The 26,874-nt window shown below is 72.9% G+C and carries 25 protein-coding genes; 8 read left to right on the top strand and 17 right to left on the bottom strand.

Annotated features, from left to right (window positions below; translation table 11 throughout):
* The first annotated feature begins 57 nt into the window (after window positions 1–57).
* Together PYR72_RS28575 and PYR72_RS28570 are read left to right on the top strand one after the other, a co-directional pair.
* On the top strand, window positions 58–1,692 hold the full coding sequence (locus tag PYR72_RS28575) for a penicillin-binding transpeptidase domain-containing protein (protein WP_275457963.1): 1,635 nt from the start codon (window positions 58–60) through the stop codon (window positions 1,690–1,692).
* Window positions 1,693–1,874: 182 nt separating this feature from the next.
* Window positions 1,875–3,617 carry a penicillin-binding transpeptidase domain-containing protein gene (locus PYR72_RS28570; protein ID WP_275457962.1) on the top strand — a complete coding sequence of 581 codons (1,743 nt, stop codon included), beginning with the start codon at window positions 1,875–1,877 and terminating at the stop codon, window positions 3,615–3,617.
* Window positions 3,618–3,777: 160 nt separating this feature from the next.
* Here PYR72_RS28570 and PYR72_RS28565 read toward each other — a convergent pair whose 3' ends face one another.
* Complete coding sequence (locus PYR72_RS28565; RefSeq protein WP_275457961.1) at window positions 3,778–4,410, bottom strand: alpha/beta hydrolase; 633 nt, start codon at window positions 4,408–4,410, stop codon at window positions 3,778–3,780.
* Between the two features lie 143 nt (window positions 4,411–4,553).
* On the opposite strand from PYR72_RS28565, the gene PYR72_RS28560 reads away from it, so the two are divergent.
* From PYR72_RS28560 to PYR72_RS28550, 3 genes are all read left to right on the top strand, one after another.
* Window positions 4,554–5,066 carry a YbaK/EbsC family protein gene (locus tag PYR72_RS28560; RefSeq protein WP_275457960.1) on the top strand — a complete coding sequence of 171 codons (513 nt, stop codon included), beginning with the start codon at window positions 4,554–4,556 and terminating at the stop codon, window positions 5,064–5,066.
* A complete protein-coding gene (locus PYR72_RS28555; protein WP_275457959.1) occupies window positions 5,063–5,908 on the top strand; it encodes an EamA family transporter in 846 nt (281 codons plus the stop codon). Before PYR72_RS28560 ends, PYR72_RS28555 begins: the two co-directional genes overlap by 4 nt.
* Before the next feature lie 89 nt (window positions 5,909–5,997).
* Window positions 5,998–6,273: a DUF1876 domain-containing protein gene (locus PYR72_RS28550; RefSeq protein ID WP_037724654.1), complete on the top strand. Its 276-nt coding sequence runs from the start codon at window positions 5,998–6,000 to the stop codon at window positions 6,271–6,273.
* Window positions 6,274–6,544: 271 nt separating this feature from the next.
* Here PYR72_RS28550 and PYR72_RS28545 read toward each other — a convergent pair whose 3' ends face one another.
* The 6 genes from PYR72_RS28545 to PYR72_RS28520 all read right to left on the bottom strand — a co-directional run bounded on the left by PYR72_RS28545 (window position 6,545) and on the right by PYR72_RS28520 (window position 11,876).
* On the bottom strand, window positions 6,545–7,723 hold the full coding sequence (locus PYR72_RS28545; protein WP_275457958.1) for a serine hydrolase domain-containing protein: 1,179 nt from the start codon (window positions 7,721–7,723) through the stop codon (window positions 6,545–6,547).
* Window positions 7,724–7,889: 166 nt separating this feature from the next.
* Window positions 7,890–8,360: an organic hydroperoxide resistance protein gene (locus PYR72_RS28540; RefSeq protein ID WP_275457957.1), complete on the bottom strand. Its 471-nt coding sequence runs from the start codon at window positions 8,358–8,360 to the stop codon at window positions 7,890–7,892.
* A gap of 154 nt (window positions 8,361–8,514) precedes the next feature.
* Window positions 8,515–8,988 carry a MarR family transcriptional regulator gene (locus tag PYR72_RS28535; protein ID WP_275457956.1) on the bottom strand — a complete coding sequence of 158 codons (474 nt, stop codon included), beginning with the start codon at window positions 8,986–8,988 and terminating at the stop codon, window positions 8,515–8,517.
* A gap of 275 nt (window positions 8,989–9,263) precedes the next feature.
* Window positions 9,264–10,058, bottom strand: coding sequence for an ABC transporter ATP-binding protein (locus PYR72_RS28530; RefSeq protein WP_275457955.1), 795 nt, complete (start codon window positions 10,056–10,058; stop codon window positions 9,264–9,266).
* On the bottom strand, window positions 10,046–10,807 hold the full coding sequence (cbiQ, locus tag PYR72_RS28525; protein ID WP_275457954.1) for a cobalt ECF transporter T component CbiQ: 762 nt from the start codon (window positions 10,805–10,807) through the stop codon (window positions 10,046–10,048). Before cbiQ ends, PYR72_RS28530 begins: the two co-directional genes overlap by 13 nt.
* A gap of 1 nt (window position 10,808) precedes the next feature.
* Entirely contained in the window at window positions 10,809–11,876 is a 1,068-nt protein-coding gene (locus tag PYR72_RS28520) for an energy-coupling factor ABC transporter permease (protein ID WP_275457953.1), read from the bottom strand.
* 301 nt (window positions 11,877–12,177) lie between these two features.
* On the opposite strand from PYR72_RS28520, the gene PYR72_RS28515 reads away from it, so the two are divergent.
* Complete coding sequence (locus PYR72_RS28515) at window positions 12,178–12,522, top strand: SsgA family sporulation/cell division regulator (protein WP_275457952.1); 345 nt, start codon at window positions 12,178–12,180, stop codon at window positions 12,520–12,522.
* A 104-nt stretch (window positions 12,523–12,626) separates the two neighbouring features.
* Window positions 12,627–13,304, top strand: coding sequence for a histidine phosphatase family protein (locus PYR72_RS28510; protein WP_275457951.1), 678 nt, complete (start codon window positions 12,627–12,629; stop codon window positions 13,302–13,304).
* Window positions 13,305–13,318: 14 nt separating this feature from the next.
* Here PYR72_RS28510 and PYR72_RS28505 read toward each other — a convergent pair whose 3' ends face one another.
* From PYR72_RS28505 to PYR72_RS28480, 6 genes are all read right to left on the bottom strand, one after another.
* Window positions 13,319–14,215, bottom strand: coding sequence for an intradiol ring-cleavage dioxygenase (locus PYR72_RS28505; RefSeq protein ID WP_275457950.1), 897 nt, complete (start codon window positions 14,213–14,215; stop codon window positions 13,319–13,321).
* Between the two features lie 120 nt (window positions 14,216–14,335).
* Complete coding sequence (locus tag PYR72_RS28500) at window positions 14,336–14,722, bottom strand: hypothetical protein (RefSeq protein WP_275457949.1); 387 nt, start codon at window positions 14,720–14,722, stop codon at window positions 14,336–14,338.
* Window positions 14,719–15,135, bottom strand: a complete 417-nt coding sequence (locus tag PYR72_RS28495; RefSeq protein ID WP_275457948.1) for a DinB family protein — start codon at window positions 15,133–15,135, stop codon at window positions 14,719–14,721. The genes PYR72_RS28500 and PYR72_RS28495 overlap by 4 nt, the downstream gene beginning before the upstream one ends.
* On the bottom strand, window positions 15,132–15,782 hold the full coding sequence (locus tag PYR72_RS28490; protein ID WP_275457947.1) for a hypothetical protein: 651 nt from the start codon (window positions 15,780–15,782) through the stop codon (window positions 15,132–15,134). The genes PYR72_RS28495 and PYR72_RS28490 overlap by 4 nt, the downstream gene beginning before the upstream one ends.
* A gap of 259 nt (window positions 15,783–16,041) precedes the next feature.
* On the bottom strand, window positions 16,042–18,354 hold the full coding sequence (locus PYR72_RS28485) for an MMPL family transporter (RefSeq protein ID WP_275457946.1): 2,313 nt from the start codon (window positions 18,352–18,354) through the stop codon (window positions 16,042–16,044).
* 196 nt (window positions 18,355–18,550) lie between these two features.
* Window positions 18,551–19,153, bottom strand: coding sequence for a TetR/AcrR family transcriptional regulator (locus PYR72_RS28480; RefSeq protein WP_275457945.1), 603 nt, complete (start codon window positions 19,151–19,153; stop codon window positions 18,551–18,553).
* A gap of 551 nt (window positions 19,154–19,704) precedes the next feature.
* Here PYR72_RS28480 and PYR72_RS28475 point away from each other — a divergent pair.
* The gene (locus PYR72_RS28475; protein WP_275460546.1) at window positions 19,705–22,944 is read left to right on the top strand and encodes a S41 family peptidase; all 3,240 of its coding nucleotides are present in this window, start codon (window positions 19,705–19,707) and stop codon (window positions 22,942–22,944) included.
* Between the two features lie 120 nt (window positions 22,945–23,064).
* On the opposite strand, the gene PYR72_RS28470 is transcribed toward PYR72_RS28475, so the two are convergent.
* The 4 genes from PYR72_RS28470 to PYR72_RS28455 form a co-directional block, all read right to left on the bottom strand.
* Window positions 23,065–23,334, bottom strand: coding sequence for a hypothetical protein (locus PYR72_RS28470; RefSeq protein ID WP_275457944.1), 270 nt, complete (start codon window positions 23,332–23,334; stop codon window positions 23,065–23,067).
* Between the two features lie 101 nt (window positions 23,335–23,435).
* Window positions 23,436–24,332: an SDR family oxidoreductase gene (locus tag PYR72_RS28465; protein ID WP_275457943.1), complete on the bottom strand. Its 897-nt coding sequence runs from the start codon at window positions 24,330–24,332 to the stop codon at window positions 23,436–23,438.
* Window positions 24,329–25,264, bottom strand: a complete 936-nt coding sequence (locus PYR72_RS28460; RefSeq protein ID WP_275457942.1) for an alpha/beta fold hydrolase — start codon at window positions 25,262–25,264, stop codon at window positions 24,329–24,331. Before PYR72_RS28460 ends, PYR72_RS28465 begins: the two co-directional genes overlap by 4 nt.
* On the bottom strand, window positions 25,261–26,844 hold the full coding sequence (locus PYR72_RS28455; protein ID WP_275457941.1) for an NAD(P)/FAD-dependent oxidoreductase: 1,584 nt from the start codon (window positions 26,842–26,844) through the stop codon (window positions 25,261–25,263). The genes PYR72_RS28460 and PYR72_RS28455 overlap by 4 nt, the downstream gene beginning before the upstream one ends.
* Window positions 26,845–26,874 lie beyond the last annotated feature (30 nt).

The following is a 26,874-nucleotide window of genomic DNA, read 5'->3' as shown; positions in this document are numbered from 1 at the left end:
GCCTACAGTGAGCCCCGGCAAGCGGTTTCTGAACGCGTTCAAAGGGGGAGTCGCGTCATGCGCAAGGGGGTCAAGGGCGCCATAGTCGGCGGGGTGCTCGCGGCGATGCTGGGCGGTGCCGGGTACGGCGGGTACAACTTCGTGACGGCGCTGAACGGGGACGGGGGAAGTCCGCAGAAACGGACCGGGCCCCCGGACGCGGACGAGGTCCGGGAGACCACGGACAAGTTCTTCGCGGCGTGGGAGAAGGGCGACCCGTCGGCGGCGGCGTCCTACACGAACGACGCGCTGGACGCGGGGAAGGTCTTCGACAGCTTCACCGGCGTCGCACGCATCGACGACGTACGGATCGAGCCGGACGAGCCCACCGGCAGCGGCGGCAGGACCGTCCCGTTCTCCGTCCGGGCGACCGTGTCGTACAAGGGCAAGAGCAAGGACCTCGCCTACAAGAGCCGGCTGACCGTCGTGCGGGGGAAGACCACCGGGCGGGCCCTGGTCGACTGGCGGCCCTCCGTCGTGCACCCCGGGCTGAAGAAGGGGGACACGCTGGTCACCGGGGAGGCGGCGGCGCCGCCCATCGAGGCCGTGGACCGCGACGGCAAGGTGCTGACGAAGGAGAAGTACCCCTCCCTCGGGCCGATCCTCGACACCCTGCGCGACCGATACGGCGCCGAGGCGGGCGGCACCCCCGGCATCGAGCTGGGCATCCACCACGCCGCCGCGGAGGCCGGCGACACCACCCTGCTGACCCTCGTCAAGGGCAGGGCGGGCAAGCTGCGGACCACGATCGGCGCGGGGATCCAGGCGGCGGCCGAGCGGGCGGTCACCCAGCACCCCGAGTCGTCGGTGGTCGCCGTGCAGCCCAGCACCGGACAGGTGCTGGCCGTCGCCAACCACCGCGACGACGACTTCAACGCGGCCTTCCAGGGTGAACTCCCGCCCGGCTCCACGATGAAGATCATCACCGCCGCGATGCTCATCGACAACGGCGTGACCTCGATGAACGGCCCCGCGCCCTGCCCCGACACGGCGACCTGGATGAGCCAGACCTTCAAGAACCTGCCCGGCCTGAAGGCGGACGAGACGTCGAGCGCGACGCTCGCCAACAGCTTCGAGCGGTCCTGCAACACGGCCTTCATCAAGCTGATCGACGAGAAGCCGCTGTCCGACGAGTCGTTGACCCGGGAGGCGCAGGAACGGTTCGGGATCGGCCGGGACGACTGGAAGACGGGCATCGTCTCCATGGACGGCAAGGTGCCGCCCTCCGGCGGGCCGAACCGCGCCGCCAACGCCATCGGCCAGGGCGACGTCCTGATGAACCCGTTGAACATGGCCTCGGTGACGTCCACGGCGATCACGGGCACCTTCCGGCAGCCGTACCTGGTGTCCCCGGAGCTGGACGACCGGAAGCTGGCCACCGCCAAGGGGCTGTCGGCCGGTACGTCGGCGCAGTTGAAGCAGATGATGCGGCTGACCGCGACCCGGGGGACCGCGGCGACCGTCATGTCCGGACTCGGCGGTGACATCGGGGCGAAGACCGGCTCCGCGGAGATCGACGGGCAGGCCGTGGCGGACAGTTGGTTCACCGGGTTCCGCGGGGACGTGGCGGCGGCGGCGATGTCGGAGGGCGGCGGCCGAGGCGGCGAGGCGGCCGGTCCGATCGTGGTGGAGGTGCTGAAGGCCGGGGGGTGAGCGGGTCGATGAGACGCGGTGGGGCGCAGCCCCCGCGTTTCAGGGGCGCGGGGGGTGCGCGACCGGCCCCCACCCACCCGCGGACAAACCCGGCCCCACCCACGGAGTGACCCGCGGGACTCTAGTGTGGGGGTTCTCGTTGTGGGACGAGAGGGCAGTCGGGGGCAGCGGAAGGTCGGAGCGTGGGTAAGAGAAGGCGTGTCGACGAGCGGAAGGCCGCGAAGTCGGGGAGGCCGCGGCGGCATCTCGTGCTGGGCGGAGCGGCGGTCGCGGCCCTGGGCGGCGGCGCGTTCGCCGTGTACACGGTGTTCGGCGCCGGCGCGTCGGCCGACGACGGCTCCGCCGACGCCAAGGCCGTGAAGAGCGGGCCCCTGTCCGCCGGTGAGGTCCGTACGGCCGCGACCGCGTTCCTGACGGCCTGGCAGAAGGGCACCGTCACCGAGGCGGCCGCCGCCACGGACGACGCGGCGGCCGCGAAGGCCGCGCTGACCGGCTTCGCCAAGGACGCCCACGTCAAGGACGTCACCCTCACCCGGGGCAGACGCGCGGGCGACGAGGTGCCGTTCACGGTGAAGGGCACGGTCTCCTACAAGGGCACGCAGAAGCCGCTCACCTACGAGAGCGCCCTCACCGTCGTCCGGGCGAAGAAGGACGGCGAACCCGTCGTCGACTGGCGGCCGTCCGTCGTCCACCCCGAACTGGCCGAGGGCGACCGCCTGGTGACCGGCGAGGCGGGCACGCCCCCGGTGAAGGCCCTCGACCGGGACGGCGGTGAGCTGACGACGAAGAAGTACCCGTCGCTGGGCTCGGTGCTGGACGGTCTGAGGGAGAAGTACGGCAAGAAGGCGGGCGGCAGGGCGGGCGTCGAACTGCGGATCGTCCGCGCGGACCCGGAGAAGACCGGGTCGGACGGCGGGTCCTCCGCCAAGTCCACCAAGTCGGCCGGCTCCACCAGGTCCACGAAGGAGAAGGCCGCCGACAAGACGCTGCTGGAGCTGAGCGAGGGCACCCCGGGGGAGCTGAGGACGACGCTCAGCCCGGCGCTGCAGGCCCTCGCCGAGACGAAGGTGGCGGCCACGAAGCGGGCGTCGGTGGTGGTGATGCGCCCCTCGACCGGCGAGATCCTGGCCGCGGCCAACTCCGGCAGTTTCAACGTGGCGTTCCAGGGCTCCCTGGCTCCCGGCTCCACGATGAAGATCGTGTCGTCGGCGCTGCTCATCGACAAGGGGCTCGCGTCGGCGGAGAAGGTCCACCCCTGCCCCAAGTTCTCCTCGTACGGCGGCTGGAAGTTCCAGAACGACGACAAGTTCCAGATCAGGAACGGCACGTTCAAGGCCAGCTTCGCGCGTTCCTGCAACACCGCCTTCATCTCCCAGGCGAAGAAGCTGGACGACGACTCCCTGACCCTGGAGGCCCAGCAGGTCTTCGGGCTCGGCCTGAACAACTGGGCCATCGGCGTGTCCAGCTTCGACGGCGCGGTGCCGGTGCAGCGCGACGCCCCGATGGCGGCCTCGCTGATCGGCCAGGGCGGTGTGCGGATGAATCCGCTGAACATGGCGTCGGTGGTGTCGACGGCCAAGACGGGCGCCTTCAAACAGCCCTACCTGGTCGCCCCGTCCGTCGACGGCCGCACCCTCGCCACCGCCGCGCGGCCGTTGTCCGCCGAGGCCCGCACCCAGTTGCGCGAACTCCTGCGGTACACCGCCGCGGCCGGTACGGCGGCCGAGGCGATGTCGGGTCTCGGCCCCGACTTCGGGGCCAAGACCGGCTCCGCCGAGGTCGACGGCCAGAAGGAGCCCAACGGCTGGTTCACCGCCTGGAAGGGCGACCTGGCCTCCGCCGGGGTCGTCCAGCAGGGCGGCCACGGCAGCGAGTCGGCGGGCCCGATCGTGGCGGCGCTGCTGAAGGCGGGCAGCGGGGGCTGAGCCCGGGGTGACCGGCGGCGGACATCCGCGTCGGCGTCCCCTTCGACATCGGTTTCGACATCGGTTTCGACATCGGTTTCGGCGTCGGTTTCGACGTCGGCGTCGGTTTCGGCGTCGGTTTCGGCGTCGGTTTCGGCGTCGGTTTCGGCGTCGGCGTCGGTCACGTACGGCCGTGCACGGGGGCCTTCTCGTACGATCCGGGCGTCGCGTCCAGGCACCAGTCGAAGACCGACGGCCAGGAGCCGTAGCCCGCGTCCAGGTCCAGGTGGCCCTGGCCCGGGAGTACGTCGGCGTCCAGGCCCAGCGGCCCGGCGTAGACCGCGGCCGCGCCGCCGGGGCAGTACGGGTCGTCGTCGCCGCCCACGACCCGGGTGTACGAGGCGGCCGCCGCCAGCCGGGCGGGGTCCGGCGGCGGCGGGGCGAACTCGGCTATCTCCGGGTGGTCCAGGGCGACTTCGGGGGCGGGCGGGGCGACGAGCAGGACGCGGTCGACGGGGCCGGACAGGACGTCGTCCCGCGCCACCGCGTGCAGCCACAGCAGACAGGCCAGGCTGTGGCAGACCACCGTGATCCGTCGGCCCGCCAACTCGCCCAGCAGCGCGTCCAGTTCGGCCAGCCACCGCTCCAGGTCCGGGTCGTCCGGCTCGGGCAGCTGCGGATACGCCACCTCGTGGCCCAGGTCGGTGAGGCGGTCGGCCAGCCAGTGCTGCCAGTGGGCGGCCGGGCGGTGGTTCTGCCACCCGTGCAGGATCAGGAAGGCGCGGGTGCCGTCGGCGGTCGGGGTCTGTGTCATGCCCAGATCGTCAGCGAAACGCCGTTGCAGGTCCAGTGCCGTCTCTGTGGCTGGATGGACCACCGGGCCCGCGGCCACCGGGGCCACCGGACCTCCCCACAATCCCCTCGCATGGCCCGTACACGCACCGCTAGCGTGCCCGCATGACCAACCCCACGCAGGACACCGAGGGCTCCGTGGCCCACCCCCGTTTCGCCGAGGCGCTCACCGGGCTGGGCCTGGGCGAACTGCACGCCCGGATCCGCCGCTTCCCGGAGGCGACGAGGACCGCGGCGGAGGCGGCCGCCGCGCTCGGCTGCGAACTGAGCGAGATCTGCAAGTCGCTGATCTTCGAGGCGGACGGCGTCCCGGTGCTGGTGCTCATGGACGGCGCGTCGAGGGTCGATCTGGAGGCGGTCCGGCGCGAACTCGGCGCCACGAAGGTCACCCGGGCCCGCGCGGACGTCGTACGGGAGACGACCGGGTACGCGATCGGCGGGGTCCCGCCCTTCGGTCACCGGACGCGGACCCGTGTCCTCGCCGACCGCTCGCTCCTGGACCACCCGACGGTGTGGGCGGCGGCCGGCACCCCGTACACCGTCTTCCCCATGGCTCCGGCGACGCTGATCGCCCACGCGGGCGCCACCCTGGTGGACGTCCGCGAGCCGCACGCGTGACCCCGGCCGTCACCGCGGCGGTGCTCCTCGCCGCGGTCACCCACGCCGGCTGGAACGCCCTCGCGCACCGGATCACGGACAAGCTGGTCGGCTTCACGCTGATAGCCGGCGGCGGGGCACTGATCGGGTTCGTGATGGTGCCGTTCGTGCCGCTCCCGGCGGCCGGCGCGTGGCCGTACCTGATCGCCTCGGCGATCGTGCACCTGGTCTACTACGTGCTGCTGATGACGTCCTTCCGGCTGGGCGACTTCGGCCAGGCGTACCCCCTCGCCCGCGGCTCCGCACCCCTCGTCGTCACCGTCCTCGCCGCCGTCTTCGCGCACGAGGTCCCGGACGGCTGGGCGGCGGCCGGCATCCTGCTGAGCTGCGCCGGGCTGAGCGGGGTCGCGCTGTGGGGCCTGCGCGGCGACCGTCCGCACTGGGCGGCGATCGGCGCGGCGCTGGCCACGGGCCTGTCGATCGCCGCGTACACGGTCGTGGACGGCCTGGGCGTACGGGCCTCCGGGTCCGCCCTCGGCTACATCGCCTGGCTGATGGCCCTGGAGGGGCTGGCGATCCCCGCGTACGCGGTGTGGCGCTGGCGCGGCGGAACGGTGGCCCGACTCCGCCCCTTCGCCGCCGTGGGCCTGCTCGGAGCCGCCCTGTCGGTGCTGGCGTACGGCCTGGTCCTGTGGGCCCAGACCAAGGCGGAACTGGCCCCCATCGCGGCCCTGAGAGAGTCGTCGATCATCGTCGGCGCGGCCATCGGGGCGGTGTTCTTCAAGGAACGCTTCGGAGCCCCGAGACTCGTGGCGGCGGGGCTGCTGGTGGTGGGGATCGGTCTGATGCTGCGGGCGGGATAACCGGGTGGGCGATCTTGTGGCGCTGGGCGGTCGTGCGGTTGTGGGTGGGGAGGCGCACTCTGGAGGGAGTGGTTTCGGAGGTGATCGTCATGATGAAGTCCACGGTCGGATGGCACGTCGAGCTGGAGTTCCAGGAGGACGACCAGCGCACCCGGGCGGCGGCGCTCGTACGGCTCCCCGACGGGCAGGAAGTACGTGCGAACGGCTATGCCAGCCGTCACCGCACCGACGCCTCGCAGCCGCGGGTCGGTGAGGAGATCGCCGGTGCGCGGGCCTTGAACGAGCTGGCCATGAAGCTCCTCACCAAGGCCCACGACGAGATCGACTCGGCGTCGGGGCGGACGTCCCATCCGATAGCTCTCTGAACGGCAGGAAGGGTCGCGGACGGCCGGACGGCATCACCCCGCCCCGGCCTGGCCCGGCCCTGCCCGTGGCGAACAGTGGACGCGTTGCCAAGTGACAGTGGACCGTCAGCCAACGACACGGGTGGTTTTTCCGCGCATCCTGGTGATCGCCGCCGTGGAGTGCGGCCGTCCGGATCACCGGGACCGGGCCAGGACACCAGCGGGGGAGCCCTGGGCCGGTCCGGCCGCTCATCCGTGGCGGCCCCTCCGCGGCGGATCGCGCTTGCCCTGATCAGCCCTGCGGCAGGGCTGTCCGCACCGCCCTGACGAGCGCCTGCGCCCGGGGGTCCGCCGTCACCGTCTTGCGGTAGCCGTTGGTGACGTAGCCGAAGGCGATGCCGCTCTCCGGGTCGGCGAAGCCCAGGGGGCCGCCCCGGCCGGGGTGGCCGAAGGAGCCCGGGCCGAGCAGCGGGGAAGCGGTGCCGTGGAGCATGTAGCCGAGGCCGAAGCGCGTGTTGATGACGAGGACGCGGTCGGGTCCGGCGGATTCCTCGGCGCGGGCCGCCGCCAGCGTCGCCGGGGCGAACAGCCGTACGCCGTCGACCTCGCCGAGGAGCGCCGCGTAGAAGCGGGCCAGGCCGTCCGCCGTCGCGATGCCGTTGGTCGCGGGGAGGGCGGACGCGCGGTACGCCGGGTCGTTCTGGTCCGGGAACGGGGTGATCGCGGCGAAGGCCCGGCGGGTGAGGGAGTCCGGGTCGTCGTACGCCTCGGTGACCGTCCGCTTGGCGCGCACCCGGAGGCCGCCCGTGGGCTCGGGTGCCGACTCCAGACGGCCCGCGCGGCCGACCCGTCCGGCCGCCGCCACCGCGTCCGGCAGGCCCAGCCACAGGTCGTCGTCCAGGCCCAGCGGCGCGGCGATGTCGGACGCGATCCACTCGCCCGTACCCCGCCCGGTCACGCGCCGGACCAGTTCGTCGAGCATCCAGCCGTACGTCAGCGGGTGGTAGCCGTGATCGGTGCCGGGCTCCCAGGCGGGGGCCTGCGCGGCCACCGCCGCCGGTCCCCGGCGCGGGTCGAGGGCCTCGGCGGGGGTGAGGGGCCGGTCCAGGACGGGGAGCCCGGCCCGGTGACCCAGCACGTGCCGCACCAGCGTGCGGTCCTTGCCGTGCGCCTTGAACTCCGGCCAGTAGCGGCCCACCGGCGCGTCGAGGTCCAGTCCACCGCGCTCGGCCAGCATCAGCGCCACCGCCGCGGCGACCCCCTTCGTCGCCGAACGCATGATCTGGGCGGTGCCGTGCCGCCAGGGTTCGTCGCCGTCGATGTCACGGGTGCCGGCCCACAGGTCGACGACCTTGCGCCCGTGGAGGTACACGACGACCGCCGCGCCCCGCTCGCCGAGCGCCTCGAAGTTGCGTACGAACGCTGTCCTGACCGGTTCGAAGCCCCCGGCGACCGTACCGTTCACGTCCACACCGGTGCTCCTGTCCGTTCGCCCGCCGCGGTCACGCTCCTCGACCGCGCGCCCCCACCGCCCGTCGCGACCGCTCGCCGCGACGACGGATGCAACGTACAGGCACGGTGCTCGATTCCTGCCGCCCGGGGCCTGTTGCGGAGCCTCCCCCGCCGCTCCGCCGCGCTCAGCCCAGCAGGATGGTGACCTCGATGTTGTCGCGGGTGGCGTTCGAGTACGGGCAGACCTGGTGGGCCGCGTCGACGAGCTTGGCCGCGATCTCCTGGTCGATGACCGGGAGGGAGACGCTGAGGGCGACGGCGAGGCCGTAGCCGCGCTGCTTGTTGGGGCCGATGCCGACCTTCGCGGCGACGGTGGAGCCGGTCAGGTCGTAGCCCTCGCGGCGGCCGACGAGGACCAGCGCGTTGTGGAAGCAGGAGCTGTATCCGGCCGCGAACAGCTGCTCGGGGTTGGTGCCGTCGCCGTCGCCGCCCATCGCCGGCGGCATCGCGACCTTGAGGTCGATCTGGCCGTCCTGGCTGGTGATGTACCCGCTCCGGCCGCCGTGCGCGGTGGCCTCGGCGACGTACATGATCTTCGTCGGACGCGTGTCCGGACGGCTGTCCGCACCGGTCTCCACCGCGGCGTGGTCAGTCACTTCCTTGGCCTCCCCCAGGACGAGCGCGTGGCCTCCCCAGGACAGGCGCGCACGAATACATCGTGCACAAGGTACCGGTCGGTAGGGGACAGCGGTTACCAGGGGGTAGTAACCATGGGTAACAAAAGGTCACCGGCCACGAGGTCACCGATGCTCAGCGGCCCGCCGCCTTGGTCGCGCGGGCCGTCACCTGCCACAGTTCCTCGCGCAGCCGGGCCACCTCGGGGGCCTGCAGTCCGGTGGCGGCGGCGAGGGTGGCGGGGACGGCGGCCGCGCGGTCGCGCAGCTGTTCGCCGCGGCCGGTGAGGGTGATCCGGACGGAACGCTCGTCCCGCAGCGAGCGCTCCCGGCGCAGCAGTCCGGCCGACTCCAGCCGCTTGAGCAGCGGGGAGACCGTGCCGTAGTCGAGCCGCAGGGCGGCCGTCAGTTCCTTGACGGTGGTCTCGCCGTGCTCCCAGAGGGAGAGCATGACCAGGTACTGCGGGTAGGTGAGGCCGAGTTCGTCGAGCAGCGGGCGGTAGGCGGCGGTCACGGCACGCTGGGCCGCGTACAGCGCGAAACAGAGTTGCTCGTCGAGGAGCAGCGATCCGTGCGGTTGCGCATCCGCTTCGTTCGTCACGGGGGTCATTGTCGCGGATGCGGGGCGTTGGGGGGTGGGGGGTCCGGGGGGTGGGGGGTCCAGGGGGTGGGGGGCGCCGGGGGTGCGTTGTCGGGTGCGGGTCCGGTGGGGGCTGGTCGCGCAGTTCCCCGCGCCCCTAAAAGCATCAGGCCCCTGCGGGCCTGAAAGACCACGGCCCTGCGGGCCTGAAAAGCACGGGGCGCAGCCCCGGCTTTTCAGGGGCGCGGGGAACTGCGCGAGAAGCCCCACCGGGCCGCACCCGACCACGCACCCTTCCCCCGCCCCTACCCCACCCGCACCGACCGGGGATCGAAGCCGAACGGGAGTTCAAGGCGGTGGGCCCGCATCAGGGCGTCGTCGACGAGGAGTTCGCCCGTCGCCCCGTCCGCCGCGATCACCCCCTCGCTGAGGATCAGCGAACGCGGGCACAGTTCGAGCGCGTACGGCAGGTCGTGCGTCACCATGAGGACGGTGACGTCCAACGCCCGCAGGATGTCCGCGAGTTCACGGCGCGACGCCGGATCGAGGTTGGAGGACGGCTCGTCGAGGACGAGGATCTCCGGCTCCATGGCGAGGACGGTGGCGACGGCCACCCGCCGCCGCTGCCCGAACGAGAGGTGGTGCGGCGGCCGTTCCTTGAACTCCGTCATGCCGACCTGCGCCAGGGCCCGGTCCACCCGGGCCTCCAGCTCGGCCCCCGCCATCCCCGCCGCCGCGGGCCCGAAGGCCACGTCCTCCCGGACGGTCGGCATGAACAGCTGGTCGTCCGGGTCCTGGAAGACGATGCCGACCTTCCGCCGGATCTCCGCCATGTGCCGCTTGCCGACGGGCATCCCCGCGACGGTCACCGTGCCCGCGCCCCCGGTGAGGATGCCGTTGAGGTGCAGGACGAGCGTGGTCTTGCCGGCCCCGTTCGGCCCGAGCAGCGCGACCCGCTCACCGCGCCGGACGGTGAAGTCGACGCCGAAGAGGGCCTGATGGCCGTCGGGGTAAGCGAAGGCCAGCCCGGCGACTTCGAGAGACGGAGACGGGGACGGGGACGGGGGTGCGGGGTTCTCGGACACGGTCACAGGCTCCATCCCAGCAGACACACCACGAGCGCGGCGACCGGGAGGGCGAACGCGTACGACCACTGCGCCCGGGACGCGGTCACCTCGTCGATCACGGGCATGGTTCCCGCGTACCCCCGGCTGAGCATGGCCAGATGGACCCGCTCACCGCGCTCGTACGAGCGGATGAACAGCGCCCCGGCCGTCTTGGCGAGGACCCCCCAGTGCCGTACGCCGCTCGCCTCGAACCCGCGTGACTCGCGCGCGATCCGCATCCGCCGCAGCTCGTCGGTGATCACGTCCCCGTAGCGGATCATGAAGGACGCGATCTGGACGAGGAGCGGGGGGAGTCTGAGCCGCTGGAGTCCGAGGAGGAGGGCGCGGAGTTCGGTGGTGGACGCGAGGAGGACGGAGGCGGCGACGCCGAGGGTTCCCTTGGCGAGGACGTTCCAGGCGCCCCACAGCCCACTGACGCTCAGCGACATCCCGAGGACCTCGACGCGCTCGCCCTGCGCCACGAACGGCATGAGCACGGCGAACGCGACGAACGGGATCTCGATCAGCAGCCGCCGCAGCAGGAACCCGGCGGGCACCCGGGCCGTGTACGCGACCACGCCCAGCAGCACGGCGTACAGCCCGAACGCCCACACGGCCTCCCGGGGCGTCGACACCACGACGACGACGAAGGCGAAGACGGCCGCGATCTTGGTGTGCGGCGGCAGCGCGTGCACGGGCGAGTGCGCGTGCCGGTACAGCTTGTGGGCGTGGCCGGCACCCATGTCAGCCGACGTTCCCGGGGACGGCGGAGGGGGACACGTCCTCGCCAGCGCGCCGCCTGCGGACGGCCCAGAAGACGCCCGTGCCGGCGACGACGGTGACACCGACTCCGATCACGCCCGCGAGACCGCCGGCGAGCCGGGCGTTGTCGAGGCCCTCGACGCCGTAGTCGGCGAGCGGGGAACCGGCGGCGGCGTGGTCCTCGGCCTTGGCGTCGATGCCCTTGTCGGCGGCGACCTTCTCCAACCCGTCGGGGCTGGCGGACGCGTAGAAGCTGACGACACCGGCGAGGAGGAGGGAGGCGCCGAGGCCGGCGAGGAGCACCTTGCGCGTGGAGCGGGCGGCGACGGGGGCGGGCGGGGCCGCCGGCGCGGCGGCGGGGGCGTCGACCAGTTCGCCGTCGATCCGCAGCTTGAGCGGGGTGGTCAGGCCGCGGGCCCCGTACACGAGGTCCGGGCGTACGGCGATGACGGCGCCGACCGTGGCGGCGGTGATCGCGGCCTCGCCGATGCCGATGAGGACGTGGACGCCGACCATGGCAGTGAGGACCGAGCCGATCGGCACGTCCGTGGTGCCGCCGACCGCGTAGACGAGCGTGAAGGCGGCGGCCGCGGCGGGCACGGAGACCAGGGCGGCGACGAAGGCGGAGACGGTGACCGAGCGGCGCTTGCCGGGGAGGACCTTCACCAGCCCGCGGAAGACGGCGTAGGCGACGACGGAGGTGACGACCGCCATGACGTCGATGTTCACGCCGAGCGCGGTGAGGCCGCCGTCGGCGAAGAGGATGCCCTGCATCAGCAGCACCACGGACACGCACAGGACCCCGGTGTAGGGGCCCACGAGTATCGCGGCCAGGGCGCCACCGAGCAGATGTCCGCTGGTCCCGGCCGCGACCGGGAAGTTCAGCATCTGCACCGCGAAGATGAACGCGGCGACGAGGCCGGCGAGCGGCGCCGTCCTCTCGGCCAGCTCCCGGCGGGCCCCGCGCAGGCTCACGGCGACCGCGCCGGCGGCGACGACTCCGGCTGCCACCGAGACGGGGGCGTTGATGAATCCGTCGGGCACGTGCATACGAGGGCTCGCTCTCCTGGTAGCCGCGGCTGGCTGGAACCTTACGATGATAGAGCCCTCTTGCGAGTCTGTTGCAAGAGCGCGTCACTGCGGACTGCGCAAGGCTCGCCGAAGCCTGCGGGCGGCCTTCCGGCGGCCTTCCGGCGGCCTTCCGGCAGCCTTAGGGCGGCCTTAGGGCGTTCCGGCGGGTCGTCCAGTGGGCCCTCCGGGGGCGCCGGGCGGAAAATATGCGACATTGGAGAGGCAGTGGACAGCGGATTCACAGCTTCTGCTTGGGTCACTCAGCGTGAGGAGCAGCCCGATGTCTGTCACCGTCGAGCAGTACGCCCGGGCCCACGTCGTCACCGACACCCCCGACGACCGGGACACCGTGCCGGTCGTCCTGCGCTACGACCCCGACAGCGATGCCTCCGCCGTCCGCGTGCGCCTGCCCGGTCCCGACGAGTGGACCTTCCCCCGCGAGCTGCTCGAACGCGGCCTACGTACCCCCACCACCTCCGGGCCCGTGAGCATCTGGCCCTGCGGCCGCGTCCAGGCGGTCATGGAGTTCCACTCCGCGCAGGGGGTGGCGGTGATGCAGTTCGACACGAAGGCACTGATCCGCTTCCTGCGGCGCACCTACACGGCCGTGCCGGTGGCGCACTGACCGGGGCGTCCGGGCAGTCCGGGCAGGGGTGGACGCCCGCGCCCGGGACGGGGCTCGCGCCCGGGGAGGGGCTCGCGCCGCCGTACGCCCTCGCGTCGCTGTGGGTGGTCCGGCACGGGCAGAGCACCGCCAACGTGGCGTACGCCGAGGCCGAGCGGACCGGGTCGACCGTGCCGTTGCCGGGCCGGGACGCGGATGTCCCGCTGTCCGGGCGGGGCCGGGCGCAGGCCGAGGCACTGGGCGGGTGGCTGGCGGGGATCTCCGCGGACGGAGGCAGGGGAGACGGCGGCCCGGGGCCGGACCTGGTGGTCTGTTCGCCGTACGTGCGGGCCCGGCAGACCTGGGAGTCGATGGCCGGGCATCCGCGTGTGGTCCCGCCCCCGCTTCTCGTCGACGAACGGCTGCGGGACCGGGAGACGGGGATCTTCGAGTTGCACCCGCCGAGCGCGCAACGGGCCCGTTCGCCCGAGGAGGCGGACCGGCGGGCCCTGGTCGGCGACTGGTACTACCGTCCGCCGGGCGGGGAGGCGCTGACCGATGTGGTGCTGCGCGTGCGGGACTTCGTCACCGAGCTGGACCGGGTTGCCGGGGGCCGGCGGGTGCTGCTGGTCGCGCATGACGCGATCGCCGTCGCCGTCCGTCTGGTCTGCGCGGGCCTCGGCGCGGCCTCCCCCGGCGCGCTGCCGCCCGTCCCCAACGCCTCGGTCTCGCAGTGGGAGAGCGACGGGGGACGGCTGCGGCCGACGCGGTGGGGGGAGACGGCGCACCTCGGCCCGAACTGAACGGCTCCGGGGGGTCAGACCGGCACGGTGAGGGTCGCCGTGTATCCCTTGCCGGTGCTGCCCTTCATGGTGGCGAGCTGCTGGTCGTAGCCGTCGCTGAAGACCATGTCGGTCTCCAGGGAGAGCTCGCCGAGGTTCCGGACGCTGTCGCCGTAGCCGTCCGTGGCGTACACGGTCTCGCAGACGTCCTTGGGGAAGGCGAGCTGCGAGACGGCGGCGGTCTTCCCGGCCGCGGTGGCGTCGGCGAGGCTGTCGTAGACCTCGAAGTGGAGGTGGGGCCAGCGGCCGGGGTAGCAGCCGGGGAAGACCGACGTGAAGGTGAGCCGGCCCTCGTCGTCGGTCTCCTGGACGCCGCGCAGGTAGTTCTCGTCGGTGACGCCGTCGGAGTAGAGGGAGTACCGGCCCTCGCGGTCGCACTGCCACAGGTAGACGGCCGCGCCCTTCTTCGGGGTGTCGCAGCCGGAGGACCGGTCGACGACGGTCAGGGTGATCGTCAGGGGGATGCCTGCGGCGACGCCGTCCGCCGAGCCGAAGCTCTTGGTGATGTCCTTCCGGACGACACCGCTCTCCTTGAGGACGTTCGGGCCGTTCGAACCGTCACCGGGGTACGGGCCGGCCGTCTCGGTGGGGATGACCTCGCAGTCCGAGCCGGAGGTGCCGGAGGAGGACGTACCGGAGGAGGACGAGCCGGAGGAGGACGAGCCGGAGGAGGAGGCGTCCGACGCGGAGCCGGTGCCGGAGTCGTCCGTGGAACAGGCCGCCAGCAACGGGACCATGCTCGCGCCGGCCAGCAGTCCGATCATGCGGCGGCGGGCCAGCACGGGAAGGTCGTGGGAGAGCCCTCTGTCGAACTCGTCGTCGTGGTGGTGCCCTCGGCGGTGGCCGCCGCTGTTGCCGGGTGCTGTGCTCATGATGCCGAACCACGCCTTCCGAGTGTCCCCGTCATGGAATGCGCGTGATGCTATGAGGGTTTGCTGTGCGCTTCCCAGGAGTCCGCCAAGGGCGCCTCGTGGGTCGGGCGCCTTTTGCGGTCACCGTACGGCAGCCAGGACCACGAGCGTGAACAGCACGGCAGGGGCCGCGATCATCGTGGCCAGGTGGACGGCCAGGGTCCGCGTCATCCCCAGCGCCGGGAGCAGGACCAGGCCGCCCAGGAACCACCAGCCGTAGATCCGGCCCGCGAGATGCCAGGCCGCGGTCTCCTCGGCACGGGTGGCCGGCTCCACGAACAGCACGCCGACGGCGGCCAGGAGGAGCACGCAGCACAGCAGCACGTTCCCGACGCCGACGACGACCCCGGTCACGCCCCGCCCGTCCACCGCCCGCATGTGCCGCCGCAGGCGCCGGAGGCGTCCCGCGCGGGCCGGCGGGGGCTCGTGCGCGGTCCCCGAGGTGCCCGCGGCCCCGTCGGCCCTCACGCCCCCACGGTCCCGTCGATCCCTTCCCGCAGGAAGTCCGCGTGGCCGTTGTGCCGGCCGTACTCCAGCAGGACGTGGATCATGACCATCCGCAGGGAGACGTCCTCGTTCCAGCGCGGCTGGCGACCGGTGAGCTCCAGGGACTCCGCCTCCCGTTCGATACGCCGCGAGGTCGCCACCTCCGCCTCCCAGGCCCCGAACGCCTCCGCCCGCGTCGAGGCGCTCGCGTCGTACGCCGCCTGGAAGTCGATCTCCTTCGACCACACCATGGGGGCGTCCTGGTCCTCGAACACCCGGCGGAACCAGGCCCGTTCGACCTCCGCCATGTGCCGTACGAGACCCAGCAGCGACAGCGTCGACGGGGGCATCGACCGACGCCGCAACTCCTCGTCGGTGAGACCCGCGCACTTCATGGCAAGGGTCGCGCGGTGATGGTCGAGAAAGGCGCGGAGGGTCTCGCGTTCGGCCCCGAGGAGGGGCGGCCCGACCCGCTCGTCCCGAGCACCGCCGTCGCGACCACCTCGTCCACCCGCCCTGCCGGCTCCGACCCGCCGGTCCGGTCGAAGCCGGCGGGCGCGCCCACCCCATCGACCTGACCGACCTCGCCGACGCGCTGCCGGGTCTGTTCGGCCACACCGAGCCCGCCCGCCCCATCGACCCGGCCGATCTCGCCGAGGCGCTGACCGGCCTGCTCCGCCTGCTCGGCCCCACCAGCCCGCGCACCCCGGTCGGGCGCGCTGGGGACGCCTCCCTCATCGACCTGGTCGGCCCCACCGACCCGCATCGCCTGCTCCGCCTGGCCGGCCCGACCTGTGTGCACGTCCCGGTCGGTCCCGCCAGTCCGGTTGGCCCCGCCGAACTCGCCCGCCCGGTTGGCCTCGCCCGGGCGCTCGCCCCGCCCGGCCTCACCGGCCTCGACCTCACCGGCCGGCTCGGCGCCACGGGTCCGGTCGGCCTCGCGTATCCGGTCGTCGGCCCCGCCCGCCCGTACGGCCTCCTCGCGCACGCCGAGCAACTCGCCCTCGTCACGCCCGGTGGTCCCCACGGCCTCCTCGCGCACGCCAGACACCCCTCCCCCGTCACGCACACCAGACACCTCAACCCCGTCACGCATGCCCGCACCCCCTGCCCCGCCACGCACGCCGGTCACCCGGTCCCGGCACACACGTCGGCTCTGTCGGTTCTCTCGGTCCTCGCGCCTCTTCTCCTGTCACCCGTCATCTTCACCCCTCGCACGGAAGCCGGTGAGGGCGCCCGTCTCCACGGGGCCTCACCGGCGGTCCTGATTCTGCGGTCCTGATTCTGTGCGGGCGCCCGCGTCAGGCGCGGACCAGTTCCCTGTCCTCGTCCTCGTCCTCGTCGTCCTCGGCCACGTCACCGGAGGTGTCGGCCGTCCGCAGTCCCTCGCCCTCGACGTCGACGTTCGGCAGCGCGCGGTCGAGCCACTTCGGGAGCCACCAGGCCCGGTCGCCCAGGAGGGCGAGGACGGCCGGGACGATGGCCATGCGGACGACGAACGCGTCGAAGAAGACGGCGATGGCGAGACCGAAGCCGATCATCTTGATCATCGACTCGCCGGAGCCGATGAAGCCGGCGAAGACGGCCATCATGATCGCCGCGGCGGCCGCGACCACCCGCGCGCTGTACCGGAAGCCGGTCACCACGGCCTGGTGCGCGTTCTCACCGTGCACGTACGCCTCGCGCATGCGGGTCACGAGGAACACCTCGTAGTCCATCGCGAGACCGAAGACCACGCCCACCATGAAGATCGGCATCATCGACATGATCGGCCCGGTCTCCTCGACCCCGATCAGCCCCGCCAGCCAGCCCCACTGGAAGACCGCGACCACGGCGCCGAGCGCGGCCAGCACGCTGAGCAGGAAGCCGAGGGCCGCCTTCAGCGGGACCAGGACCGACCGGAAGATCACGATCAGCAGGAGGAAGGCGAGGCCCACCACGAGCGCCAGATACGGCAGCAGCGCGTCGGTGAGCTTCTGCGAGAAGTCGATGTTCATCGCGGTGGCACCGGTGACCAGCACCTTCGCGTCGGTGTCCGCGCTCACGCCGGCCCCCGCGTCACGGATGGCGTGCACCAGGTCCTCGGTCTGCGTCGAGGACGGCTTGGACTTCGGGATCACCGTGATCATCGCGGTGTCGCCGGCCTTGTTGAACGTCGCGGGGGTCACCGTCACGACATCGTCGAGGCCCTTGATCCCGTCCGTCACCGCGGTGGCGGCCCGCTGCGGGGACGCGCTGTCCTTGGCGTCGACGACGACCATCAGGGGGCCGTTGAAGCCGGGGCCGAAGCCGTCGGAGAGGAGGTCGTACGCCCGGCGCTGCGTGGTGGACGTGGCCTGCGAGCCGTCGTCGGGAAGGCCCAGCTCCAGCTGGGTGGCGGGCACCGCGACCGCTCCGAGGCCGACCACACCGAGCAGCAGCACGGCCACCGGGCGACGGACGACGAAGCTCGCCCAGCGGGTGCCCAGTCCGGGCTTCGCCACGACCGCACTCCCGGCGGCGTCCGCGGTGGGGACCCCGGCGGAGCCTGCGCCGGCGACCGCGGCGGAGCCTGCGGTGGACTTCTTCCCCCTGCCGCGTCCGAGCAGCCCACCCTTCTCGCCGGCCGGCCGGACCTTGCGGCCCGCGTAGCCGAGCAGCGCCGGGACCATGGTGAGGGCGATGAGGACGGCGACGACGACCGTGCCCGCCGCCGCGAGACCCATCTTGGTCAGCATCGGGACGTTGACGACCGCGAGTCCGGCCAGCGCGATGACGACCGTGAGTCCCGCGAAGACGACCGCCGACCCGGCGGTGCCGACGGCCCGGCCCACCGCCTCCTCGCGGCCCCTGCCCTCGGCCAGCTCGGACCGGTAGCGGGAGACGATGAACAGCGCGTAGTCGATACCGACCGCGAGACCGATCATCAGGGCGAGCGTGGAGGTGGTGTCGCCCAGGTCGAGCGCGCTGGCGAGGGCGGTGATGGTGGAGACGCCGATGCCGACCCCGATGATCGCCGTCAGCAGCGGCAGTCCGGCCGCGACCAGCGAGCCCAGGGTGACGACGAGGACGACCGCGGCGAGGGCGAGGCCGATGATCTCGCCGGTGGCCGCCGTCTCGGGCTCGGGCTGCAGGGCGTCGCCGCCCATCTCGACCGTGAGCCCGGCGGCCTGCGCCTTGTGCGCGGTGGTCTCCAGGGCCTCCTTGGAGGAGTCCTTCAGCTCCATGGCCGGGACCTCGTACGTCACCGAGGCGTAGGCGATCGTCCCGTCCGCGCTGACCGCGCGGGTGGTGAACGGGTCGCTGACGGAGACGACTTCGGAGCCGTCGCCCAGTTCCGCGACGGTCTTCTCGACGGCCGCCTTGTTGGCGGCGTCGGTCATCTTCTCGCCCGCGGGCGCCTTGAAGACGACCCGGGCGGTGGCGCCGTCGGCGCTCATGCCGGGATAGCGCTGCTCCAGCAGGTCGAAGGCCTTCTGGGCCTCGGTGCCCGGGATGGAGAAGGAGGAGGAGCCGGCGGCGGGCGCGGAGGCGGCGCCGACGCCCGCGAGCGTCAGCAGCGCCACCCAGATCAGGACGGTGACATGCCGTCGCCGGAAGGCGAACCGGCCGAGTCTGTAGAGGAAAGTGGCCACGGGGCGGTACTCCCGTTCAGGTCGTGGACGTGCAGGAGGGCAGAACGGATCAGCCCGTGCCGCGGGGAGGGGAGAAGGCAGGGCGGGGCGAGGCAGGGGTGATCGGCCCGACGACATGAGCGGTGCGTCAGGTGGGGCGTCGGATGGGGCGTCAGATGGGGCTCAGCCGCGCGTCACGCGGCCTCGCACAGGTGGGTCAGTCGGTCGGCACACCGAGGGCGGGGAGGACCACGGCGTCGATGTACGAAGCGATGAAGGCCTGGGTCGGAGGCAGCTCGTCGATCATGCCCCGCGCGACGAAGGCGCCGACGAACATGTGCAGGACGTAGTCGACGGCCGGGTTGTCCTCGCGGATCTCACCCCGGTCGACGGCACGCTGCAGCATGCGGCGGATCTCCAGCAGCTCGGGCTCGATGATCAGCTCGCGGAACGCCTTCAGGAGGTCGGGATTCCCGTGGATCGCCATGGCCAGCCCCCGCATGAGCGCGGAGTTCTGTTCGATGGCGCAGTCGTCCTGACTCATGATCAGCGCGTGCATGTCGCCCCGCAGGGACCCGGTGTCGACGGAGTCGAAGTCCGGACGGGGCTTGTTGGCCCGCATCGCCTTCGCCACCAGCTCGGCCTTGCCGCCCCACTGGCGGTAGAGGGTGGCCTTGCTGGACCGGGTGCGGGCGGCCACGGCGTCCATGGTGAGGGCGTCGTAGCCGACCTCCCGGAGCAGGTCGAGGACGGCCGCGTACAGCTCGGCCTCGCGTTCGGGCGTGATCCGGCTGCGGCGCACCGTCGCGGTCTCCGTCATCCCACTCCCCTTGCTCCGGCTTCCCGTTCGGGACGACAAGGCTACCGGCCGTGCCACCGGGGCACGGGCCGAGAACCCCGCTTCCGAACGAAACGGTTTCGTACGCTTACGACGATACCCCGACCCGCGAAGAAAACGAAACCGTTTCGTACGTGTGCAGGGTCACGGCCGAAGCCGCCGGAGCCGCGGTGGGTGAGGTCGCCGGGACCACGGCGGGCGAAGTCGCCGGAGCCGCCGCGGGTGAGGTCGCCGGGACCGCGGCGGGTGAAGCCCCCAGGAAGCCTCGGGGGGCCATGGCGGGTGAAGCCCTCCGGGGCCATGCCGGGTGAAGCGGCCGGCGTCACGACGGTGAAGTCGCCGGAGCCACGGCGGGTGAAGTTGCCGGGGCCTCCCCCGCGGCGAAGCATGGGGAGGTGAGCGACACCCATGACCAAGGGCCGGACCGCGAGCGCACCCGTGAGCGGGCAACGGGCCGGGAGCAGGCACGGCAGGCGGGCCCGGACGCCGGCTACCTCCGCCACCCCCACCTCAGCGGCGACCGCCTCTGCTTCGTGGCGGAGGACGACCTGTGGCTGGCACCCCTCGACGGCTCGGACCGTGCCTGGCGGCTGACCGTCGACCGTACGAAGGTGGCCTGCCCGCGCTTCTCGCCCGACGGCCGGCACATCGCGTACACGAGTTGGCGGAGCATCACCCCGGAGATCCATCTGACCCCGGTGGACGGCGGCGCCCCCGCCCGCCGGCTCACCCACTGGGGCAGTCCCGACACCGAGGTCCGCGGCTGGACACCCCCGAACCGGCAGGGCCGCTCGGACATCCTCGCCGTCGCCTCCCACGGCGAGCCCTTCTCGTACTTCACCTGGGCCTACAAGGTCCGCACCGACGGCGACCCCGGCCGCAAACTGCCCTGGGGCCCGGTCTCCGACATCCAGTCCGCCGAGATCGACGGCGAGCGCCGCACCCTGCTGCTCACCGGCACGCCCCCGCACGAACCGGCCTCCTGGAAGCGCTACCGGGGCGGCGCCACGGGCCGCCTCTGGCTGCACGGCGAACGGCTGCTGGCCGGCCTCGAAGGGCACCTGCACTCCCCCGTGTTCGTCGGCGGCCGGATCGCCTTCCTCTCCGACCACGAGGGCGTCGGCAACCTCTACTCCTGCGCGTACGACGGCTCCGACCTGCGCCGCCACACCGACCACGACGCCTTCTACGCCCGCCACGCGTCGAGCGACGGCACCCGGGTGGTGTACCAGTGCGCGGGCGAGCTGTGGATCGTCGACGACCTCGCCCCCGACGCCCGCCCCCGGCGCCTGGACGTGACGCTCGGCGGGGCGCTCACCGGGCGGCGGCCCTACCAGGTGCCGGCCGCGCAGCACGTGGACGGCCTCTCCGTCGACGAGACGGGCCGGGCGAGCGCGGTCGTCGTACGCGGCAGCCTCTACTGGCTGACCCACCGCGACGGCCCCGCCCGGACCATCGCCGACACCCCCGGCGTACGCGTCCGGCTGCCCGAGATGCTCGGCTCCGGGGGCCAGGTGGCGTACGTGACGGACGCGGACGGCGAGGACGCGGTCGAGATCGCCCACCTCCCCCGGGCCACCGGCGACCGCGAACCCCGCCGCCTCGCCTCCGGCGGCCTGGGCCGGGTCCTGGAGCTGGTGGCGGACCCGAGCGGTGGGCGTCTCGCCGTCGCCGCGCACGACGGCCGGGTCCTGCTCCTCGACACGACGGAGGAGTCCGACGGCGAGGTCGTCGAACTCATCGCCTCCCTCAACGGCCCCGTCCGCGACCTCGCCTTCTCCCCCGACGGCGCCTGGCTGACCTGGTCCCACCCGGGCATCGGCCGTTCCCTGCGGCAGATCAAGATGGCCCGGATCAAGGACCGGCTCGTCGTCGACGTCACGAGCGGCCGCTTCGAGGACGAGAACCCGGTGTTCACCCGCGACGGCCGCTACCTCGCCTTCCTGTCCTGGCGCGGCTTCGACCCGGTGTACGACGTCCACACCGGCGACCTGTCCTTCCCGCTCGGCTGCCGCCCCTACCTGCTGCCGCTCTCCTCCGCCACACCGTCCCCCTTCGCCCTGAACCCCGACGGCCGCCCGGTCGCCGGCGGCATGGACCCGACCGACGACGAGGACACCGACGGGACGGTCACCGTCGAGACCGAGGGCCTGGAGAGCCGCGTCACCCCCTTCCCCGTCACCGCCTCCAAGTACTCGGCGCTGTACCCGGTCTCCGGCGGCGGCCTCGTCTGGCTGCGCTGGCCGATCTCGGGCGCCCTGGGCGAGACCTTCGCCAACCCGGACGACATGACGGGCCGCCCGACCCTCGAACACTTCGACATCAGCCGGGCGAAGAAGTCCGAACTCGTCGATCATCTCGACTGGTTCGCGGTCAGCGGCAACGGCTCACGGCTGGTCGTCGTGGACGAGGGCGATCTGCGGGCGGTGCCCGCCACCGAGTCCGGCGACGGCGACTCGACCGTCTGGATCGACCTCAGGCGCGTCCTGCACGAGGTCGACCCTGCCGCCGAGTGGCGCCAGTCGTACGCGGAGGCCGGCCGGCTGATCCGCGCCTACTTCTGGGACCCCGGGATGAGCGGTATCGACTGGGACGCGATCCTCGACCAGTACCGCCCCCTGGTCGAACGGGTCGCCTCCCCCGACGAGTTCGCGGACCTGCTGCGGGAGGTCCTGGGCGAACTCGGCACCTCCCACGCCTATGTCTCCGCCGCCCGCCGCAACGAGGGCCCGCCCCACTACCAGCGCCGCCAGGGCCTCCTCGGCGCCAACCTCGTCCGCCGGGACGGCCACTGGACGGTCCGCCGCATCCTGCCCGGCGACTCCTCCGACTCCAAGGCCCGCTCCCCGCTGGCCGGCACCGGCATCAGGGAAGGTGACGCGCTGACCCACGTCGACGGCCGCCCGGTGGACCCGACGACCGGCCCGTACCCCCTGCTGGCGGGCGCGGGCGGCACCACCGTCGAACTCACCTTCGCCCGGCCCGTCGCCCGCCCTGCCGAGGAAGGCCCTTCGGGCCCCTCGGATGCCGCGGGCGAGGGCCGCTCCCGCCGTGTCGCCGTGGTCCCGCTGATCGACGAACGTCCCCTGCGCTACCAGGACTGGGTGGCCAAACGCCGTGAGGTGGTACGGGAGTTGAGCGGTGGCCACTGCGGCTATCTGCACATCCCGGACATGGGCGGCTCGGGCTGGGCCCAGTTCAACCGCGACCTGCGCATGGAGGTCTCCCGGCCCGCCCTGATCGTGGACGTGCGCGGCAACGCGGGCGGCCACATCAGCGAGTTGGTGGTGGAGAAACTGTCCCGCACGATCCTCGGCTGGGACCTGACCCGGGACGCCCAGCCGGTGTCGTACGCGTCGAGCGCCCCGCGGGGCCCGGTGGTGGCGCTGACCGACGAGGCGACCTCGTCCGACGGCGACATGATCGCGGCGGCGTTCAAACTCCTCGCCCTCGGCCCCGTCGTGGGCCAGCGCACCTGGGGCGGCGTCGTCGGCATGACCGGCCGCCATCAGCTCGGCGACGGCTCGGTCATCACCGTCCCCATGAACGCCGCCTGGTTCGACGCGTACGGCTGGACCGTCGAGAACCGGGGCGTCACCCCGGACCTGGAGACCCTGCGCACCCCCCTGGACTGGGCCGAGGGCCGCAACACCCAGCTGGAGGCGGCGGTGACCCTGGCCCTGGACCTCCTCAAGACCCACCCCCCGGCGGACCCGCCGGACCACACCGGCGTCCCCGACCGGAGCCGCCCCCAACTGCCGGGACGCCCCTGACCGGCTGGCGCGGGACGCACGACGCGGCCGACGCAGGGCGCCCTCCCGGAAGGAGGGCGCCCCACGTTCAGCGTGTCCGGAGCGGGTCCGGCACTACACGTCGGCACTACACGTCCGGCACTACACGTCCTGCCGGAACCGGTCCTCGTCGTCCCGCATCAGCCGCTCGGACTCCTCGTCCCGCCGCCGCGCGCCACGCTCCGGCTGCCCGTGCTCGCGCTGCGGCCGGTGCTCGCGCTGCGGCTGCCCGTGCTCACGGCCGGGCTCGCGCCCGTGCTGCTCACGCTCACGCTCACCAGGCCGCTGAGCCTGCTGCCGCTCCTGCGGCGACTGCCCGGACTTACGCTTCAGCTGCTCAGCCTTGTCCTGGAACTGGTCCTTCATGCCCATGTGGATTCACTCCCGTTGTGGGTGAGGGGATCGGGCCTCGACCAGACAAACACGGGCGGACATACGATGCATTTCGATCAGTGACGTACGGTGACGCACCGCTATCGGGGCTCCGGCGCCTCGACCCCCCGCGTCCGCTCGTCCGCGGCCCCGCCGGCCCCCACCAGCCCCTTGGCCACCCCGCGCAGCCGCGGCTCCATCCGCCGCACCTCGCGTGGCGCGAACGTGCCGATGAGACCCGGGAGATACCCGCGCACGCCCTGCATCCCGCGCAGCCACCACTGCCCGTACACATGACTGGACCGCCGCTCGATCCCGGCGACCAGCCGGTCCACCGCCGGCCCCAGCGGATACGTCTTCCCCGCTGGCCACGGAAGCCGCTCCCGCAACTCCCGCATCGCCTCCTCCTTGTCGGCCCCGCGCACCATGTCCGTGTCGGTCCAGGACAGATACCCGACCCCGACCCCGACCCCCCGGTGCGCGACCTCGGCCCGCAGACAGTGCGCGTACGCCTCCACACCCGACTTGGAGGCGCAGTACGCCGTCATCATCGGCGCCGGGGTGATCGCGGCGAGGGAGGCGATCTGCAGCAGATACCCCCGGCTCTCGATCAGCGCCGGCAGGAACGCCCGCCCGGTGACGGCCGATCCGACGAGGTTGACCTCGATGACCCGCCGCCAGGACTCGGGGTCGGAGTCCACGAACGGCCCGCCCGTGGCGACGCCCGCGTTGGCGACGACGATGTCGACCCGCCCGAACCGCTCCTTCACCTCGGCGGCGACCCGCGTCATGGCCTCCTGGTCGGTCACATCGGCGTGCCAGTACGCGCAGTCTCCGTACACCCGCTCCGACACCCGCTTCAGCTCGTCCGGTTCGAGGCCGACGAGCGCGACCTTCACCCCCCGCACCGAGAGCTTGCGCGCGAGGAGTTCCCCGACGCCCCGCGCGGCCCCGGTGACGACCGCGACCCGCCCCTCCAGGGTGCTGCCGTTGCTCATGCGCCCGCCTCCTCCAACTCGTCCCGCTCCACCCGTACATGTGCCGCCGCCAGCCCGCGTATCCGGGCGGTGACCGCCTCCGGCGCCTCCACCGGCGCCATGTGTCCGACCCCGGTCAGCTCGCTCACGCCCACGCAGTCGGGCAGCGCGGCGGCCAGCGCCCGCGCGTGCACGGGCGGGGTCATCCGGTCCGCCGTGCCCACGACGACGGCCGTCGGCACCGTCAACTCCCGTACCCCGTGGTCGAGGTCGAGGGTGGCGAGGACGTGCGACCAGGCGTGCCGCACCCGCGCCGGGCACGCGTGCACGATCCGCGCGCACGCCTCGACCATCACCGGCGACGCGCCGGGGCCCATGGTCGCGTACTTGAGGATGCGCCGGGCGACCGGTGTGACCGGCCCGAGCGGGGCCCGGGAGCCGAGGACCTGCCGCGTGAGCCAGGTGCGTACCCGGCCCGGCCGCATCGGCACGACCAGCGACTCGTCGACCAGCCGTGAACTGCCCGTGCTGCACAGCAGGACCGCCGCCGCGTGCTCCCGGAAGCCCGGCCGCCCGGCGGCCGCCATCAGCGTCATCCCGCCCATGGAGTGCCCGGCCAGCACCGCCTTCTCGCCCGGCGCGAGCGTCGCCGCGAGCACGGCCTCCAGATCGTCGGCGAGGGCGTCCGCGTGGCACGCGGCGGAGGCGGTGCTGCGGCCGTGGCCGCGCTGGTCGTAGACGACGACCCGGTGGTCGGCGGCCAGTTCCCGCACCTGCGCCGCCCAGTAGGCCGTCGAGCAGGTCCAGCCGTGCACCAGGACCACCGCGGGCGCGTCCTGTGGACCGTGTGTCTCGACGTGCAGCCGCGTCCCGTCGGCGGACACGGCCGTCAACTCCCGGACGGCGACGGGAGGGGCGTAGGGCCCGTGCTTCACATGGGTCAGTCTTGTCACGCTCCGGCCTCCACCTTCGCCGTGCCGTCCGTCGCGGAGGCCCCGGGCGTCTCGTCGTTCTCCGTACGCGTCCGGGCCGCCCGCAGCACCGTGTACTCGCTCAGGTCGACGCGCCGGGTCGCGCTGCGGAACTCGCTGGTCGTGCCCGGCCAGACGGTCGTGTTGCGGCCGTCGGCGTCGAGGTACCAGCTGGTGCAGCCGCCCGTGTTCCAGACCGTGCGCTCCATGCGCTGCTGCAGCCGCTGGTTCCAGGCCGCCACGGCGGCGGGCCGGGCGTCCAGGGCGACCCGGCCGCCCAGCACGTCCAACTGCCGTACGTAGTCGGCCAGGTAGTTCAGCTGGGACTCGATCATCAGGATCATGCTGGAGTTCCCGAGGCCCGTGTTGGGCCCGATGATCGTCATCCAGTTGGGGAACCCGGCGGCCGACGCCCCGCGCAGGGACCGCATCCCGCCGTCCGCCCACGCCTCGGCGAGGGTCCGGCCGTCCGCGCCCACGACCCGGTCGGCGATCGGCATGTCGGTGACGTGGAACCCGGTGCCGAAGACGATCGCGTCGACCTCGGCGGCGGACCCGTCGGCGGCGACGAGCGTGGAGCCGTCGACCTTGGCCAGCCCGGACGCGATGACGTCGACGTTCGGCCGGGTGAGCGCCGGATAGTAGGTGTTGGAGAGCAGGATGCGCTTGCAGCCGATGCGGTAGTCGGGGGTGAGCCGGGCGCGCAGCTCCGGGTCCCGCACCGCGCGGGCCAGGTTCCGCTTCGCCACCCGCTCCACCAGGCCCAGCGCCTTGGGGCGTTTGGTGAACGCCTGCACCTGCATCTCCCGGACGCCCCACAGCACTCCGCGCCGCGCCTGCGCGGTGAAGGGCAGCTGCCGGTGCAGCCACTGCTCGACGGGGCCGATGCTCCGGTCGACCCGTGGCATCACCCAGGGCGGGGTCCGCTGGAAGAGGGTCAGCCGGCCGACCTCGGGCGCGATCGCCGGCACGATCTGGGCCGCGGAGGCGCCCGTGCCGATCATCGCGACCCGCTTGCCGCGCAGGTCGTAGCCGTGGTCCCAGCGGGCGGAGTGGAAGACCTTGCCGGGGAAGGAGCCGAGACCCGGCAGTTCGGCCTCGGTGGGGATCCTCGGATCGGACAGCGGCCCGGTGGCGGAGACGACGAGGTCGGCGCAGAGCCGCCCGCCGCTGGTCTCGATGTCCCAGCACAGCCGCTCCCCGTCCCAGGCCATCCGCAGCACCTCGGAGTCGAAGCGGATGTGCGGGCGCAGCCCGAAGACGTCCGTCACGTGCTCCAGGTAGGCCCGGATGTGCTCCTGCCCGGAGAAGGCGCGCGGCCAGGCGTGGTTCGGCGCGAAGGAGAACGAGTACAGATGGGAGGGCACGTCACAGGCGCACCCCGGGTAGTCGTTGTCGCGCCAGGTGCCGCCCACGGAACCGGCCCGCTCCAGGACGACGAAGTCGGTGATCCCCTCGCGCCGCAGCCGCACGGCCGCGCCGAGCCCGCCGAACCCGGACCCGACCACCGCCACCCGCACATGCGGCACCCGTTCCCGCCCGCCCTGATCCTGCCCGGCCATCCGGTACCTCCACGCCTCATCGCGTGCGCA

The sequence above is a fragment of the Streptomyces sp. VNUA24 genome, from assembly GCF_029167005.1.
Classification (GTDB): Bacteria; Actinomycetota; Actinomycetes; order Streptomycetales; family Streptomycetaceae; genus Streptomyces; species Streptomyces scabiei.
Note: the sequence above shows the minus strand (reverse complement) of the source record. Positions and strands in the feature narration are given on the sequence as shown.

Bases quoted from the DNA above. Each gene is read 5' to 3' on its own strand.
- PYR72_RS28465 (WP_275457943.1), bottom strand. From the start codon at position 24,332: ATGAGCAACGGCAGCACCCTGGAGGGGCGGGTCGCGGTCGTCACCGGG.
- PYR72_RS28495 (WP_275457948.1), bottom strand. From the start codon at position 15,135: ATGAAGTGCGCGGGTCTCACCGACGAGGAGTTGCGGCGTCGGTCGATG.
- cbiQ (WP_275457954.1), bottom strand. From the start codon at position 10,807: ATGGGTGCCGGCCACGCCCACAAGCTGTACCGGCACGCGCACTCGCCC.
- PYR72_RS28565 (WP_275457961.1), bottom strand. From the start codon at position 4,410: ATGACACAGACCCCGACCGCCGACGGCACCCGCGCCTTCCTGATCCTG.
- PYR72_RS28515 (WP_275457952.1), top strand. From the start codon at position 12,178: ATGTCTGTCACCGTCGAGCAGTACGCCCGGGCCCACGTCGTCACCGAC.
- PYR72_RS28520 (WP_275457953.1), bottom strand. From the start codon at position 11,876: ATGCACGTGCCCGACGGATTCATCAACGCCCCCGTCTCGGTGGCAGCC.
- PYR72_RS28505 (WP_275457950.1), bottom strand. From the start codon at position 14,215: ATGAGCACAGCACCCGGCAACAGCGGCGGCCACCGCCGAGGGCACCAC.
- PYR72_RS28530 (WP_275457955.1), bottom strand. From the start codon at position 10,058: ATGGAGCCTGTGACCGTGTCCGAGAACCCCGCACCCCCGTCCCCGTCC.
- PYR72_RS28550 (WP_037724654.1), top strand. From the start codon at position 5,998: ATGATGAAGTCCACGGTCGGATGGCACGTCGAGCTGGAGTTCCAGGAG.
- PYR72_RS28535 (WP_275457956.1), bottom strand. From the start codon at position 8,988: ATGACCCCCGTGACGAACGAAGCGGATGCGCAACCGCACGGATCGCTG.
- PYR72_RS28560 (WP_275457960.1), top strand. From the start codon at position 4,554: ATGACCAACCCCACGCAGGACACCGAGGGCTCCGTGGCCCACCCCCGT.
- PYR72_RS28470 (WP_275457944.1), bottom strand. From the start codon at position 23,334: ATGGGCATGAAGGACCAGTTCCAGGACAAGGCTGAGCAGCTGAAGCGT.
- PYR72_RS28455 (WP_275457941.1), bottom strand. From the start codon at position 26,844: ATGGCCGGGCAGGATCAGGGCGGGCGGGAACGGGTGCCGCATGTGCGG.
- PYR72_RS28575 (WP_275457963.1), top strand. From the start codon at position 58: ATGCGCAAGGGGGTCAAGGGCGCCATAGTCGGCGGGGTGCTCGCGGCG.
- PYR72_RS28480 (WP_275457945.1), bottom strand. From the start codon at position 19,153: ATGACGGAGACCGCGACGGTGCGCCGCAGCCGGATCACGCCCGAACGC.